Below are 14,264 nucleotides of genomic sequence, written 5' to 3' on the forward strand. Positions count from 1 at the left end.
AACGGCGATTCATGGAGGTGAGACCGATGCTCCATGATCACGATGTCGTCGAGGGCACCGACCTCTCCGACGCACTGCTCGACGAGCTGGGCACCCTCGCATCCGACCGCAACCTCACCATCGGATGCGCCGAATCCCTCACGGCGGGCACCCTGGCGGCGCGTCTCGGAGCGGCGGAAGGCAGTTCCGAATGGTTCCGCGGCGCGATCGTGGCGTACTCGCGCTCCGTCAAGCACGGTTTGCTCGAGGTGCCCGAGGGCCCGGTCGTATGCGAGTCGGCGGCACGTGCGATGGCCGTGTCCACGGCCGCTCTGCTCGCCGCCGATATCGTCGTCGCCGTCACCGGCGCCGGCGGCCCCGACCCGCAGGACGGGCGGCCACCCGGCACGGTGTGTTTCGCGACGACCGGACCATGTGGAACGCACTCCGAAGAACAGCATTTCGACGGAGATCCGGAAAATGTGTTGGCGCAGACGGTACGGCACGCCCTTCGGTTGCTGATCGAGCAGCTCTCTGCCTGACACGGGTGAAGCGAGGAACTCCGTCGGAGCGGAGACGAAAACCAGGTGCATGTGCCGGCGCCCGTCACCTACCCTGCACACTATGCGCGTCGTATTCACGAAGAGGCCCGGCACGAGCTACGAAATCGCCGTGCACCGCGAGGCCGGTGCGGCACTCGCTCCTCGCAATGGCCCCGGCGGTCACCCCTACCTCCCGCATGACCTATTGCATCTTCTCGTCGAAGTGGAGGCGAGCATTCCGCTCGGGGTGTTCGGGCAGCTTGCCGCCGGCGACAACGGCCTCTTCTGGCCCGCCGACCCCGCCGAACGCACCAAGGCCGCCCGCCGTCGAAAGACGAAGGGGACCAAGGTGTCCGATCAGGCAAAGGCAGACATGGCCCGATCCGAGGAGTTGGTAGGGATGGCGCTACCCGTCTGGGAGTACCGGCGCGGCCACGCGCGGGAACTGCCGCCGTCGATGACGGCCGAGACAGTTCCCCCGCTGGTCGAGCACATCGTCGACCGGTTCGACGACTACGCCGACCGCTGGCACGCCCTGAAGGTGGGTGACACGCTCACAGTCACCTGGTGACGCCGGATCAGAACACGCTCGGTGAGGCGTCGAGCGTCGTGCGGTCGAGGCTCGCGAGCAGATCGAACTGCGGGCCGGTCTTCGGCAACTCGAAACGGTAGAAGTATCGCGCCGCTGCACGCTTGCCGTCGAAGAAGTCGCCCTCCCGATCGCCCACGGCCAGCAGCTGCTCGAGCCAGATCCACGCCACCACGGTATGCCCCACCGCTTCGAGATACACCGTCGAATTCGCCAGCGCCACTGCAGGATCCCCGTTCGACCACAGTGCTGCGGTTGTCGCCGCGACACGCTCGGTCGCGTAGCGCAGCTGCTCCGCGTGTGCGGCCGCCTCACCACCCGCAGCGAGCGCCTGATCCACCGTGGCGCCGATCGTCTCACCGAGCAGCAACAGTCCGGCACCACCGTGCATGACGACCTTGCGCCCCAGCAGATCCATGCCCTGGATGCCGTGGGTGCCTTCATGGATGGGGTTGAGCCGGTTGTCGCGGTAGTACTGCTCGACGTCGAATTCGCGGGTGTAGCCGTAGCCGCCGAGAACCTGAATGGCGAGACTGTTGGCCTCGAGGCACCACTGCGACGGCCAGGACTTCGCGATCGGGGTGAGCACGTCGAGAAGCAAGCCGGCCTCGGCCCGCACGTCGTCGTCTGCCGCGGTGTTCTGTTCGTCGACGAGCTTCGAACAGTACAGTCCCAGAGCGAGCGCGCCTTCGACGTAGGACTTCTGCGCGAGCAGCATCCGCCGGATATCGGTGTGCTCGATGAGCGGAACCTGCGGCGATGCAGGGTCTTTCGCCCCGAGCGGCCTCCCCTGGGTGCGGGTGCGTGCGTAGTCGAGCGACTGGAGGTAACCCGCGTAGCCCAGCGAGGTCGCGAGGAACCCGACGCCGATACGCGCCTCGTTCATCATGTGGAACATGTACTGCAGGCCCTTGTGGGGTTCGCCGAGCAGGTAACCGACAGCGCCTGCTTCCCCTCCCGGTGCAAAAGCCCCTTCCCCGAAGTTGAGCAGGGCGTTGGTGGTGCCGCGGTTGCCCATTTTGTGGTTGAGTCCCACCAGCGCAACATCGTTGCGGTCGCCCAGCGTGCCGTCGTCGTTCACCAGGAATTTCGGCACGATGAACAGCGAGATGCCCTTGACTCCCGCGGGGCCGCCGGGAATCTTCGCGAGCACCAGGTGGACGATGTTCTCGGTGAGCTCGTGGTCTCCGCCGGAGATCCACATCTTGGTACCGGTGATCCGGTAGGCGCCGTCGTCGGCCGGGACCGCCTTGGTCGTGATGTCGGCCAGCGACGACCCTGCTTGCGGCTCGGACAGGCACATCGTGCCGAAGAATCGACCCTCGAGCATGGCCGGGACGAACTTCTCGATCTGCGCCTCACTACCGTGCGTGACGAGCAGGCTCGCGTTGGCCGCGGTGAGGAACGGGTACGACGACGTTGCGGCGTTGGCAGCCTGGAACCAGGCCATCGATGCACGCAGCAGCGTCATGGGTAGCTGCATTCCACCGAGGGACTCGTCGAACGCCCCGGCGATGAGCCCGGCCTTGGCGAACAGGTCCAGCGCGTCCTTCACCTCAGGGATGATCTCGACGCGGCCGTCCTCCCCGATCCGCGGCTCCTGGGCGTCGGCCTTCTTGTTGTGTGTCGCGAAATACTTGGTCGCAAGATCGGCGCTCAGGTCGAGGACGGCGTCGAACGTGTCGCGCGAATGCTCGGCGAAGCGCTCCCGCGACGTCAGCGATTCGACATCGAGCCAGTCGTAGAGCAGGAAGTCGAGGTCGCGACGGGACAGAACGGGAGCGGGCACGGACGATCCTTTCAGGGGACACGATGTTCTCGAGAACAACGCCAGTAGACCAACGACGGATGCATGATGTCCAGCGAGAGCAACGTTCCTTCGAGACGCGATACAGGAGCCCTATGAGCAACGAGATCGTGGTCGAGGACGAGTCGATCGTCGATGCCGCGAATACGGTGGTGTGGGCACGTGTGACGAGCGCCGAGGGCATCAACGACGAGCTCGCGCCGATGCTCGCAATGCGTATGCCCCGGAGGGCACACACCCTCACCGAGGACACCGTCCCCATCGGGCAACCGCTCGCCCGGGTCCCGCTGCTCCTGTTCGGCGTGCTGCCGGTGGACTACGACCATCTGTCCATCGCCGCACTCGAGCCCGGACGTCGCTTCCACGAGAAGTCGACGATGCTCCTCATGCGCCGCTGGGAGCACGAACGCACCCTGGATCCGCTCGCGGCAGACCGCACGAGGGTCCACGATCGGCTCACATTCGAGCTGCGCGCGCCACTGTCGCGGATTCCTGGCGCGGTCGAGCTTGCGCGCCGCGTCGTCGGCGCCCTGTTCGCGCACCGGCATCGACGGCTGGCCCGGTTCTTCGAAGGGTCCTGATCCTCACACGGCCCGACGGCGTGCCGTGATGGCGCCGTGCGGCCTGTGACCGCTCGCCCTTCGCGTGTGCGCTTCGATCAGCTCGAAGCCGGCCGCAGCGAGTTCCTTACCGAGCTCGTCGACCGACCATCGATACGCGGTGGTCACGGCATGGTCGAACGGCTCGACTGCCGGTCCTTCGAAGAAGCCCACCAACAATCCTCCGCCCGGCCGAATCACGCGCGCAAACTCTGCGAGCGGAGTTCCCATGTCCGGTGGATCGTGGTGAATGAGCGTGTACCACGACATCACACCCCCCAATGATCCTGTTGCGGCGCCCGATTCCTCGAAGCGTCCGATGTCGAACGACAGTTCCGGGTACCGGCTGCGAGCCAGTTCGACGAACTCGGGTACCAGATCGATCCCGCTCACGGTCAGTCCGCACTGGGCCAAGAAGCCGGTCCACTGCCCCGGACCGCACCCGGCGTCGAGCACGGGACCTGTCAGCGTGGAGGCCCAGCTGCGCACCAGGGCACGATCGGATGGGTGGGTAGAGGTCATCGCGCCGAAGAGATCCACATATTCCTGCGATCTCGCCGAATACGAGTCCCGGACGACGTGTTGATCGGACCGGACCCCATGCCTGCCGTGGATCGGTGCGATGCCCGCGTTTTCCATGCGGTCGATGATCGCCCACCGGGTACGTCGAACCCACCCCTGGGGTGGGTTCGACGCAGGACTCCGAGGGCGCATTCTTGAATCAGTCACCACCACCCAGGCCCAGGAGAACAGAATGACCAAGCACCACAAAGCTTTTGCCGCCGCTCTCATGATCGCAGCAGTCGCGTTCGGCGGGGCTGCCACCGCCTCTGCGGAACCGAAGGTCGATCCGGTCAACGGACCCGGAAGGGGCTGCCCGATCGTGCACGAGGACGACAACGGCAACGTCGTGAAGGTCGAATACGCCTCACCCGGCACCCGGAACGGTGCCCTCGTGTGCGGCAGCGACGGCGAGTGGAGCTTCGGCAGGACCGCCGGCAACACCGGCGCGATCCAGGGCGGCATCACAGGCAACGGACCTGCGGCCACGGCCTACTGATCACTCCCCTGACCGCCACTCCCGGAACCGCGGGCAATGCACGCAGGCCCCGCATCACGATGGATGCGGGGCCTGCGTAGATGATCTATGTCAGCGCACTGCGCTGATCAGTTGGTGCCCATCAGGTCGATGACGAACACCAGGGTCTTGCCACCGAGCTGATGTCCGGACCCGGCCGGACCGTACGCGAGCTCCGGCGGCACCGTCAGCTTGCGACGTCCACCGACCTTCATGCCGGGGATGCCCTGCTGCCAGCCCGGAATCAGGCGGGCAAGCGGGAATGCAACCGACTGGCCTCGGCTCCACGACGAGTCGAACTCTTCGCCCGTGTCGAACTCGACGCCCTTGTAGTGCACGTCGACGGTGGCACCGGGCTGAGCCTCGGCGCCGTCACCGATCTCGATGTCCTCGACGACCAGCTCGGTCGGAGCCGGCCCCTCGGGCTTCTCGATCACCGGCGGCTCCGGCGGCACCTGGACGCCGAGCAGATCGATGATGAATACCAGGGTCTTGCCGGACAGCTGGTGTCCCGACCCGGCCGGACCGTACGCGAGCTCCGGCGGAATGGTCAGCTGGCGGCGCCCGCCGACCTTCATGCCGGGGATGCCTTCCTGCCAACCGGCGATCAGACCTGCGAGCGGAAAGCGGATCGACTCACCGCGGCTCCACGACGAGTCGAACTCTTCGCCCGTGTCGTACTCGACACCCACGTAGTGGACGTCGACGAGCGCACCCGCCACGGCCTCTGCACCATCGCCGACGGTGATGTCCTTGACCACCAGCTCGGTGGGGGCGGGCCCCTCCTGGAATTCGATCTCCGGTTTGGTCATAGGTCCAGCTCCCTCGTCGAACAGTCGATCGTCGAACTCATGGTCGATTGCACGTCAGCGTGCGTCGAATCCCTTGTAGTCGCGCTCGGTGTACCCGGTGTAGATCTGACGCGGACGGCCGATCTTCAGGGTCGGATCCGAGTGCATCTCACGCCAGTGCGCGATCCACCCCGGCAGGCGCCCCAGTGCGAACAGCACGGTGAACATGCGGTCGGGGAAGCCCATCGCCCGGTAGATCAGACCGGTGTAGAAGTCCACGTTCGGGTACAGCTTGCGCTCGATGAAGTACTCATCGGTCAACGCGGCTTCCTCGAGCTTCATCGCGATCTCGAGCAGCTCGTCGCCGGCGCCGAGCTTGTTGAGGATCTTGTCCGCGGTCTTCTTCACGATCGCAGCACGCGGATCGTAGTTGCGGTAGACGCGGTGCCCGAAGCCCATGAGCTTCACGCCGTCTTCCTTGTTCTTGACCTTGCGGACGAACTCCGTGACGTCGCCGCCCGACTTCTGGATCTCGTCGAGCATCTCCAGAACGGCCTGGTTGGCGCCACCGTGCAGCGGACCCCACAGGGCATTGATGCCACCGGAGATCGACGTGAACAGGTTCGCATCGGACGATCCGACCAGCCGCACCGTCGACGTCGAGCAGTTCTGCTCGTGGTCGGCGTGCAGGATCAGCAGCATCTCGAGAGCTTGCGCGACCTCGGGGTCGATCTCGTACGGCTCGGCCGGGAAACCGAACGTCATGCGCATGAAGTTCTCGACCAGTGTCAGCGAGTTGTCCGGGTACAGGAACGGCTGACCGACCGACTTCTTGTAGGCGTAGGCCGCGATCGTCGGCAGCTTGGCCATCAGGCGGATCGTGGAGAGCTCGACCTGCTCCGGATCGTCGGGGTCGAGTGCGTCCTGGTAGTACGCGGACAGCGCGTTGACGGCGCTGGAGACGACGGGCATCGGGTGCGCGTTGCGCGGGAAGCCGTCGAAGAAACGCTTGAGATCCTCGTGCAGCAGCGTGTGCCGACGGATCTGATCGGTGAACACATCCAGCTGCTCGGTGGTCGGCAGCTCACCGTAGATCAGCAGGTAGCTGACCTCGATGAACGTCGACTTCTCCGCGAGCTGCTCGATGGGGTATCCGCGGTAGCGCAGGATTCCCTTCTCGCCGTCGATGTATGTGATCGCCGATTTGGTGGAGGCGGTGTTGACGAAACCGGGATCCAGGGTGGTGTACCCCGTGTCCGCAAGGAGCTTGCCGAGCTCGATGCCGTCATTGCCTTCCGTCGCCTTGGCGATAGCCATTGTGTGCTCGCCACCGGGGTAGCTGAGGGTGGGCTGTGTGTCATTCTCAGCGGGCACGAAGGATCCCTCTCAAGCTCAGACCTACCAGAAACTTCCGAACATTCACGTAGAACCTAACGGTTCCGTGGCCGCCGCGCGGAGGCAGGGTCGGTCGAAAGTCCCCGAACGGTGTGTCCCACCTACCGTCGACGGGGGCTCGACTGTGCCCTTCGAATCCCTGACGGAACACCGACGCACGCCGCTCACCAGCATCGATCGTACGCCGCGCCAGGCAGAACTCATCCCGAGGAGTCGTACGCCCGGACGCCCCACCGTCCCGTCCACCGTTCCCCGGACTGCAGCACGAGCAGGTCGATGCCGAGATTGAACGCGTCGGGTGGGCACGTCATCGGGGCGAGCACGATCGCGCGGGAATCGGCATCCTCGATCGTCGTCGCCTGGAGCCATCCGAAACCCCGGCCGGTCCAGAGTTCGACGCCTCTACCGTCCGGTCCGCAGAGTCGATGACGGGCATTGCCGTCCAGATCCTCGTCGAGCGCGCTGAAGGGAGCATCGAGATGCACGCCCTCGAGCGACCTGGGCCCGGTGAAGTCGTATTCGGTGTCCGTGACCGACTGCGAGTACGCGTCGGGTAGGCCCCGGGCGCGGTCGAGAGGCATCCTTGTCCCGGCCGACAACTGAAGCGTGCACTCGTCGAGCGGGGTGCCGCCGGCCCGCAGATACGGGCGCACTCCCAACCCGAACGGCGAATGGTATCCGCCGACGTTCGTCGCAGTGTGGGTGACGGTGAGGCCGTCGGGGCCCACTTCGTGCGCGACCGTCAACCGCAGTTGGTAAGGCCAGCCCTTGTGCAGCCCGACCTCCAGCGTCTGCTGGATCCGCGAGTCGGTGAGGCCCGACACTTCCCAGCCCCGGTACCAGGCCAGGCCGTTCATCGCGGCACCTCGCTCCGGATCGGTGAGGGCGAGTTGGTGCTCGATTCCGTCGAAGTAGAAGTGCCCGTCGCGGACGCCGCCCGGCCACGGGGCGAGCACCGCGCCGCCACAGTCCAGTGGAGGTTCATGGCCCGCCGGGGTCTCGACCAGCTGATATGGCTGTGACGATCCGCGAGTGGCCGATCCGCGTGTATCCGAGTGGTCGCCGTAGTCGAGCGCGAGCAGCGCAGCGCCGGCCCCGGACACCGCGGCTCTGTATCCGCCGCCCCGGATCGAGTGGTGGATCGACTCGGACATGATCAACAGTCTGCCCGGCGAACACCGTCTTCACGGCGGATTCGGCCAGTCGATTCAGCGCTCCTACATCAGGAGCACGCCATCAGGGCACGGCTCGCATCGCCGAGACGAGTGCAACCGTCGTGTCCACGATCGGCGTGTTGTCGAACGGAGCATCGACGTCACCGGTGGTGGTGTCCGAGAGAATCACCAGCACCAACGGCTCCCCCTCCGGCGACCAGACCACCCCTGCGTCGTTGACGGTGGCGAAATATCCTGCGCCGGACTTGTCGGCAGCGACCCAGCCCGGCGGAAGCCCTGCGCGCATCCTCGTGTCGGACGTGATGCTCGCACGCATCCACCCCGTGAGAGTCCGTTGACGCGCCGGATCCAGCGCCGAGCCGAGAATCAACTCCCGGTATCCACGCGCCAACCCGGCCGCGGTCGTCGTGTCGCGCTCGTCGCCGCGCGCGGCGTCGTTCAGTTCCGGTTCCCACCGGTCGAGGCGTGTCGTGTCATCACCGACCGAGCGCGCGAGCGTGGTCACCGCGTCCGGGCCGCCCAGTCGTCGCAGCAGGAGGTTGCCGGCCGTGTTGTCGCTACGTGTGAGCGCGGCCTCGCAGAGCTGCTCGTAGCTCATCACCCTGCCTTGATGTTCGGAGGTCACCGGCGAGTTCACGACGATGTCGCCCGGTTCGACGGCGACAGTGTCGTCGAGCCGCAGTCGCCCCTCGGCTTCGAGTTGCAGGATGCCCGCCGCCGCGTAGACCTTGAACGTCGAGCACATCGCGAACCGCTCGTCACCGCGATGCGTGTAGGTGCGGCCGTTTGCCGGTGAATGTGCGAGTACCGCGAGACGCACGGCATGCCGATTCTCGATCTCGACGAAGCGCTCGTCGAGCGCCGTCAGGCGGACCGGCATCTCGGGTGGTCCACCGTCCGGCGCCTGCTCCGGAACGGTCGCGGCAGTCGGTGCGCCGCATGCAGCAGCGACCGGGATCGATGCCGCCACGAGCGTCGAGTTGAGAAACCATCTGCGGGACAATGTTGTTCGCTGCTGTGTCATGCCCTCACCACAGCACCCGAGCGATCCGTGCCGCCAATATCCGCACGAGCCCGAGCCGGGTCGTAAAAAGTATCGCCGCAGTTGGACGACCTGAAAGACGAGGACATCGAGTCCGCGATCCACCGATCGACCGGCTGTGCCGCAGGCGCTGGTTGAATGGCGTCATGGATCTGATCCGCCACCTCCGCTTCTTCGTCACCGTCGCGGAAGAAGGCCACTTCGGTCGCGCGGCCGCCACGCTGAACATGACTCAACCCCCTCTGTCGCAAGGACTTCGACGCCTCGAGCAGCACATCGGTACCGATCTCGTGCACCGCACACAGCAGGGAGCCGTACTGACCACCGCGGGCGCAGCTCTACTCCCCCGCGCACGATTGCTCGTCGACGACTCCGAACGATTCCTCGCCGAAGCCGAGCGTGTCTCCGAAGCGCGGGGTGTCGTGCGCTGGGGCGCAACGGCCGCGCTCCCCGACCGGACACTCACCGCCTGCGCTGCTGCACTGCACACCGGACCGGACGTGACAGTCTCGACCGAAGTGGCCGAAACGGCCGACCTGGTGGCCGCGGTCCGGTCGGGTATGTGCGACGTCGCGGTCGTCGAACACCCCGCACTACTCGACGGTGTCGAGGCCGGACCGGTGACGAAAGCGCCCCGATGGGTGGTCGTGCCGGCCGGGCACCGCAGTGCGCGAGCGGAACGGCCGCGTTTCCCGATGCTCTCCGACCTGTCGTTCGCGACACCTCCGAGAACCGGAAACCCGGCGGCTTTCGATGCCACCCAAGACATTCTGCGAGAGCGGGGCCTCGACGTCAGCACAACTGCCGTCCCGGACGGTCGCACAGCCCTCGCGACGGCTGCTGCCGGACTGCACTTCGCGATATCGACCGCACCACCGGGCTCGGTTCCCGGTGTCGCGTGGCTGACGCTCGCCCCGGACGCCCTCGCTCTGCGCGTGCGCATCGTGTGGCGCCCCGGCGACAACGTCGACCGGCACGTCACAGCGATCGATCGTGTGCTGTTCCGGGAGCGCGCAAAATGAGCACGGCTACCGACCGAATCCGAGCCGTATTCGCCGACGCCGGATGCAGTGGCTGGTTGCACGCGCGCCGCTGCTCGGACAACGGCGCTGTGTTGTCGGTGCGCGGCGAGGAGCGGGTCGTGCTCGCGTCGGTGTACAAACTGCCACTCTTCCTCGCGTTCTGCGCAGAAGTGGACGCAGGCAGGATCGATCCGACGTCCGAACTGCGCATCGAGCCGTCCGAGTGCACACCGGGCCCGACCGGCATCGCGACGATGCGTGATCCGGTCACCATGAGCAGACGCGATATCGCCGCGTCGATGATGACCGTCTCCGACAATGCCGCCGCCGACGTGCTGCTCGGAGAGATCGGCACCGTCGCAGTCCACGACATGCTCGCCCGGCTCGGCCTCGAGCACACGAACATCGTCGGTGGTACCGCGGACATGTACCGGCGACTGGTCGAGGAGACGGACAGCCACACCACCGTCGAGGCGTTCAAGGCCCTCACCGACATCGACGCGGCGTGGTCGGTGTCGGCCTACGATCCCGCGTTCACGAGCGCCACCACCGCCGAGGAGATCACACGTCTCCTCGCCGCGGTGTGGGCAGGTGACGTGCTCTCCCCCGAGCAGACCGGCTTCGTCCAACACGTGATGCGCAGCCAGATCTGGCCGCATCGCATCGCCGCAGCCTTTCCGTACCGCGGGGTGTCGGTGGCAGGTAAGACGGGCACGATCGGCATCATCCGCAACGAAGTCGCGGTCGTCGAGTTCCCCGGCGAACATCCGGTGGCGGTCGCGGTGTTCACGCGCGCCGCCCGCGCGCAACCCTCACTACCGGTGGTGGATGCGGCGATCGGTGAGGCCGCACGGATCGCAGTCACCGAACTGCGTGCACCGCTCCCCGCCTGATCTCCACCGTCACACTTCGGGTGTGCCGTCCTTGCGCACGCGATACCTCACGAACGCGGGAAATGCGAAGACGCACAACAGAGTTCCGACAACCACGAGCGCACCGCCACCGGCCGCTGCAACGGCGGTTCCGACCGTTGCAGCCGCAGCGCCGTGCAGCACGTCCCCGATCCGCGGGCCTCCCGCAACAACGACGATGAACACACCCTGCAACCGGCCACGCATCTCGTCGGTCGCGACCGTCTGCAACATCGTCGACCGGAACGCCGCCGACACCATGTCGACCGCACCACCGAATGCGAGGAACGCGAGGGCCACCCACAGGAGCACCGCACTACCACCCGGCACCGCGAACCACACAGCGACACCGAATCCGATCATCGCGACACCCCACAGCGCGATGCACACCATCACTGCGAGACCTTGGCGACGCACGCGCGGCAACCAACCGGAGAAGACGCCGCCGAGGACCGCTCCGACCGACATCGACGCGAACAGCAGTCCGAGAGCGAAGCCGCCCGTGGCAGGGTCGCCGAACGATTCGTGCGCGATCTGCGGAAACAGTGCGCGCGGCATACCGAACACCATCGCGACGATGTCGACGACGAACGACGCGAGGAGGATCTTCTGGGTCGACAGATACCGGAAGCCGTCGAGCACCGCGCGCAGGCCCGCCCGTGTCGTCTCGCCGAGCGGCGGTATGGACGGCAGCCGGATCACCGCCCACAGCGTCGCGAGCAGGAAGAGCGTGTCGAGCAGATACAGGGTCGACAGTCCGAGGACCGGGATCAGCACCCCGGCAAGCAGCGGTCCGGCGATCGCACCGAACTGCACCACCGTCATGTTCAGTGAGGTCGCTGCAGCGATCTGCCCGGTCGGCAGCAGGCGCGGGATGATGGCAGCACGCGTCGGCTGGTTGACGGCGAAGAATGCTTGTTGCAGAGAGAACAGACCCAGCAGGATCCAGACGTTGTTCAGCCCGGCCGCGGCCTGGGCCCACAACAGCAACGACGTACCGCCGAGGCCGACCGACGTGATCGTCAGCAGTGTGCGGCGGTCCATGACGTCGGCGAGCGCTCCGCCCCACAACCCGAACACGACCAGCGGTACCAGGCCGAACACACCGGTCAGGCCGACGTACGCCGAATTACGGGTGATCTCATAGATCTGCTGGGGAACCGCGACCACCGACAGTTGAGCACCGATCACCGTCACGACACCGGCCCACCACAGGCGGGCATAGTCCTTGTTCTGTAGCGGCGCAGTGTCGGCGAGAAACCGCCTCACGGTTGCAGCCGTTGCGTGTGCCACTTGCCGTCGACGAGACGGGTCCGGACACGGTTGTGCATCCTGTTGGGCCGGCCCTGCCAGAACTCGACGAAGTCCGGAGAAATCCGGAATCCGCCCCAGAACGGGGGCACGGGAATGTCGTCCTCGACACCGAACTTCTCGCCGGCCTCGACGAGCGCGTGATCCAGGTCGGCGCGCGAAGCGATGGGCTGCGACTGCTGCGATGCCCACGCACCCAGTTGAGAGCCGCGCGGCCGGGTCCGCCAATAGGCCTCCGTCTCCTCGGCGGAGACACGGGTGACCGGGCCGCGGACGCTGATCTGCCGATGCAGCGGAAGCCACACGAACGTCGCCGATGCGTACGGCACGGCGTCGAGCTGGCGGGCTTTGTCGGAGCCGTAGTTGGTGAAGAAGGTGACGCCGTCGGCCTCGATTCCCTTGCACAACACAGTCCGGGTCGCGGGGTGCCCGTGTTCGTCGACGGTGCCGAGGACCATGGCGTTGGGCTCGGGTACACCCGCAGACACTGCGGCCGCCAGCCAGCGTCGGGCACAGGGGAGCCAGCCCGCGTCGAGATCTTCGGGACCGAGATCGATGTCCGAAGGCTCCTCCGCCGGGGTGGTGGGAATGTAGTTCACCCGCATCGACGCGAGTGGGTTCTGCGGATCCTGCTGCACGGATGTGGAGATTACTCCGGATGCTCGGGCCCTCCTCGGTTTCGTGCTCCGAGCCGGTCATGCGCCGATTTCCACATGCCCTCCACTCCGGTCGGCCGGACGGAGTGGAGGGCGACTAGAGTCCTTTTCGACGACCGGATGAGTGGCCGATCACAAGACTGCGTACTCATTCCACCGGCAGTGCCGCCCGGATCGGGCCGCACGTGAACGAGGAGAGCCACACCGTCATGGCATCACACGCGTCCGTACCCGAAGATTTCGTCGCCGGACTCGAAGGCGTCGTCGCCTTCACCAGCGACATCGCCGAACCCGACAAGGACGGTGGCTCACTGCGATACCGCGGTGTCGACATCGAAGAACTCGTCGGTAAGAGCGTGACCTTCGGCGACGTGTGGTCGCTACTCGTCGACGGAGAGTTCGGCCGCGGACTACACCCGGCCGAGCCGTTCCCCCTGCCCATCCACACCGGCGACGTCCGCGTCGACGTCCAGGCCGGCCTCGCGATGCTCGCACCGATCTGGGGCTTCGAACCGCTACTCGACATCGACGACGCGACCGCCCGCGACAACCTCGCACGCTCCGCAGTGATGGCCCTGTCGTACGTCGCCCAGTCGGCACGCGGCATCTACCAGCCCGCCGTACCCCAGAAGCGTGTCGACGAGGCGCAGACCGTCACCGAACGCTTCATGGTGCGCTGGAAGGGCGAGCCCGACCCGAAACATGTCGAGGCCATCGACGCCTACTGGGTGTCCGCCGCCGAGCACGGCATGAACGCCTCCACCTTCACCGCTCGCGTCATCGCCTCGACCGGCGCGGACGCCGCGGCCGCATTGTCCGGCGCCGTCGGTGCGATGTCCGGTCCGCTGCACGGCGGCGCACCGGCCCGGGTGCTCCCGATGATCGAGGAGACCGAACGCAGCGGCGACCCGCGTGCCATGGTCAAGGGAATCCTCGACCGCAAAGAAAAGCTCATGGGTTTCGGCCACCGCGTGTACCGCGCGGAGGACCCCCGCGCCCGCGTCCTGCGCGCCACCGCCAAGCGTCTGGACGCACCCCGATACGAAGCCGCTGCGGCCCTCGAGCAGGCAGCACTTGCCGAACTGCGTGAGCGTCGCCCCGACCGCGCCATCGAAACGAACGTCGAATTCTGGGCGGCAGTGATCCTCGATTTCGCCGAGGTTCCGTCGGCGATGATGCCGGCGATGTTCACGTGCGGCCGCACCGGCGGCTGGTGCGCCCACATTCTCGAACAGAAGAAGCTCGGCAAGCTGGTGCGTCCCGCAGCGATCTACACCGGCCCCGATCCTCGTTCCGCCGATGCTGTCGCCGGGTGGGATTCGATCACACATCGGTGATCGGCGGCGCAGGGCGGTTTAGACTACATC

The 14,264-nt window shown here is 66.4% G+C and carries 15 protein-coding genes and 1 pseudogene; 7 read left to right on the top strand and 9 right to left on the bottom strand.

Annotation, left to right across the window (positions count from 1 at the left end; all coding sequences use genetic code 11):
• The first annotated feature begins 26 nt into the window (after positions 1–26).
• Positions 27–521 carry a CinA family protein gene (locus tag ACZ46K_RS27160; protein WP_054806147.1) on the top strand — a complete coding sequence of 165 codons (495 nt, stop codon included), beginning with the start codon at positions 27–29 and terminating at the stop codon, positions 519–521.
• Between the two features lie 82 nt (positions 522–603).
• Positions 604–1,092: a hypothetical protein gene (locus tag ACZ46K_RS27165; protein WP_464745801.1), complete on the top strand. Its 489-nt coding sequence runs from the start codon at positions 604–606 to the stop codon at positions 1,090–1,092.
• Positions 1,093–1,099: 7 nt separating this feature from the next.
• On the opposite strand, the gene ACZ46K_RS27170 is transcribed toward ACZ46K_RS27165, so the two are convergent.
• Positions 1,100–2,899 carry an acyl-CoA dehydrogenase gene (locus tag ACZ46K_RS27170; protein ID WP_464745803.1) on the bottom strand — a complete coding sequence of 600 codons (1,800 nt, stop codon included), beginning with the start codon at positions 2,897–2,899 and terminating at the stop codon, positions 1,100–1,102.
• Positions 2,900–3,024: 125 nt separating this feature from the next.
• Between ACZ46K_RS27170 and ACZ46K_RS27175 the strand changes: the two genes are divergently transcribed.
• A complete protein-coding gene (locus tag ACZ46K_RS27175) occupies positions 3,025–3,498 on the top strand; it encodes a hypothetical protein (protein ID WP_464749486.1) in 474 nt (157 codons plus the stop codon).
• A 3-nt stretch (positions 3,499–3,501) separates the two neighbouring features.
• Here ACZ46K_RS27175 and ACZ46K_RS27180 read toward each other — a convergent pair whose 3' ends face one another.
• Positions 3,502–4,155, bottom strand: coding sequence for a class I SAM-dependent methyltransferase (locus ACZ46K_RS27180; protein WP_464745805.1), 654 nt, complete (start codon positions 4,153–4,155; stop codon positions 3,502–3,504).
• A 115-nt stretch (positions 4,156–4,270) separates the two neighbouring features.
• Between ACZ46K_RS27180 and ACZ46K_RS27185 the strand changes: the two genes are divergently transcribed.
• On the top strand, positions 4,271–4,576 hold the full coding sequence (locus tag ACZ46K_RS27185; protein ID WP_054806783.1) for a hypothetical protein: 306 nt from the start codon (positions 4,271–4,273) through the stop codon (positions 4,574–4,576).
• Positions 4,577–4,683: 107 nt separating this feature from the next.
• Here the strand turns inward: ACZ46K_RS27185 and ACZ46K_RS27190 are convergent, their stop codons facing one another.
• From ACZ46K_RS27190 to bla, 5 genes and pseudogenes are all read right to left on the bottom strand, one after another.
• Positions 4,684–5,049 carry an FKBP-type peptidyl-prolyl cis-trans isomerase gene (locus tag ACZ46K_RS27190; RefSeq protein WP_378489306.1) on the bottom strand — a complete coding sequence of 122 codons (366 nt, stop codon included), beginning with the start codon at positions 5,047–5,049 and terminating at the stop codon, positions 4,684–4,686.
• Between the two features lie 9 nt (positions 5,050–5,058).
• A pseudogene (locus ACZ46K_RS27195) lies at positions 5,059–5,406 on the bottom strand (FKBP-type peptidyl-prolyl cis-trans isomerase); the annotation flags it as partial.
• Positions 5,407–5,460: 54 nt separating this feature from the next.
• Positions 5,461–6,759, bottom strand: coding sequence for a citrate synthase (locus tag ACZ46K_RS27200; protein ID WP_464745807.1), 1,299 nt, complete (start codon positions 6,757–6,759; stop codon positions 5,461–5,463).
• A 221-nt stretch (positions 6,760–6,980) separates the two neighbouring features.
• Positions 6,981–7,934, bottom strand: coding sequence for an aldose 1-epimerase family protein (locus ACZ46K_RS27205; protein WP_054806779.1), 954 nt, complete (start codon positions 7,932–7,934; stop codon positions 6,981–6,983).
• Between the two features lie 82 nt (positions 7,935–8,016).
• The gene (bla, locus tag ACZ46K_RS27210; protein WP_464745809.1) at positions 8,017–8,979 is read right to left on the bottom strand and encodes a class A beta-lactamase; all 963 of its coding nucleotides are present in this window, start codon (positions 8,977–8,979) and stop codon (positions 8,017–8,019) included.
• 164 nt (positions 8,980–9,143) lie between these two features.
• Here bla and ACZ46K_RS27215 point away from each other — a divergent pair, with 164 nt between their 5' ends.
• Positions 9,144–10,019 carry a LysR family transcriptional regulator gene (locus ACZ46K_RS27215; RefSeq protein WP_054806780.1) on the top strand — a complete coding sequence of 292 codons (876 nt, stop codon included), beginning with the start codon at positions 9,144–9,146 and terminating at the stop codon, positions 10,017–10,019.
• Positions 10,016–10,912, top strand: a complete 897-nt coding sequence (locus ACZ46K_RS27220; protein ID WP_464745811.1) for a serine hydrolase — start codon at positions 10,016–10,018, stop codon at positions 10,910–10,912. Before ACZ46K_RS27215 ends, ACZ46K_RS27220 begins: the two co-directional genes overlap by 4 nt.
• Before the next feature lie 9 nt (positions 10,913–10,921).
• On the opposite strand, the gene ACZ46K_RS27225 is transcribed toward ACZ46K_RS27220, so the two are convergent.
• Together ACZ46K_RS27225 and pdxH are read right to left on the bottom strand one after the other, a co-directional pair.
• Entirely contained in the window at positions 10,922–12,199 is a 1,278-nt protein-coding gene (locus ACZ46K_RS27225) for an MFS transporter (protein WP_054810320.1), read from the bottom strand.
• Positions 12,196–12,846 (bottom strand): pyridoxamine 5'-phosphate oxidase, encoded by a 651-nt coding sequence (gene pdxH / locus ACZ46K_RS27230; RefSeq protein ID WP_464749488.1) that lies wholly within the window; start codon positions 12,844–12,846, stop codon positions 12,196–12,198. The genes ACZ46K_RS27225 and pdxH overlap by 4 nt, the downstream gene beginning before the upstream one ends.
• Before the next feature lie 260 nt (positions 12,847–13,106).
• Here pdxH and ACZ46K_RS27235 point away from each other — a divergent pair, with 260 nt between their 5' ends.
• Positions 13,107–14,234 carry a citrate synthase 2 gene (locus tag ACZ46K_RS27235; RefSeq protein WP_464745813.1) on the top strand — a complete coding sequence of 376 codons (1,128 nt, stop codon included), beginning with the start codon at positions 13,107–13,109 and terminating at the stop codon, positions 14,232–14,234.
• Positions 14,235–14,264: the final 30 nt, after the last annotated feature.

Source organism: Rhodococcus sp. JCM 9793 (assembly GCF_055380405.1).

What these genes read in the sequence shown, in the direction of transcription:
- ACZ46K_RS27165 (WP_464745801.1), top strand. Translation starts at nt 604, where the DNA reads ATGCGCGTCGTATTCACGAAGAGGCCCGGCACGAGCTACGAAATCGCC.
- pdxH (WP_464749488.1), bottom strand. Translation starts at nt 12,846, where the DNA reads ATGCGGGTGAACTACATTCCCACCACCCCGGCGGAGGAGCCTTCGGAC.
- ACZ46K_RS27185 (WP_054806783.1), top strand. Translation starts at nt 4,271, where the DNA reads ATGACCAAGCACCACAAAGCTTTTGCCGCCGCTCTCATGATCGCAGCA.
- ACZ46K_RS27160 (WP_054806147.1), top strand. Translation starts at nt 27, where the DNA reads ATGCTCCATGATCACGATGTCGTCGAGGGCACCGACCTCTCCGACGCA.
- ACZ46K_RS27180 (WP_464745805.1), bottom strand. Translation starts at nt 4,155, where the DNA reads ATGGAAAACGCGGGCATCGCACCGATCCACGGCAGGCATGGGGTCCGG.
- bla (WP_464745809.1), bottom strand. Translation starts at nt 8,979, where the DNA reads ATGACACAGCAGCGAACAACATTGTCCCGCAGATGGTTTCTCAACTCG.
- ACZ46K_RS27205 (WP_054806779.1), bottom strand. Translation starts at nt 7,934, where the DNA reads ATGTCCGAGTCGATCCACCACTCGATCCGGGGCGGCGGATACAGAGCC.
- ACZ46K_RS27235 (WP_464745813.1), top strand. Translation starts at nt 13,107, where the DNA reads ATGGCATCACACGCGTCCGTACCCGAAGATTTCGTCGCCGGACTCGAA.
- ACZ46K_RS27220 (WP_464745811.1), top strand. Translation starts at nt 10,016, where the DNA reads ATGAGCACGGCTACCGACCGAATCCGAGCCGTATTCGCCGACGCCGGA.
- ACZ46K_RS27215 (WP_054806780.1), top strand. Translation starts at nt 9,144, where the DNA reads ATGGATCTGATCCGCCACCTCCGCTTCTTCGTCACCGTCGCGGAAGAA.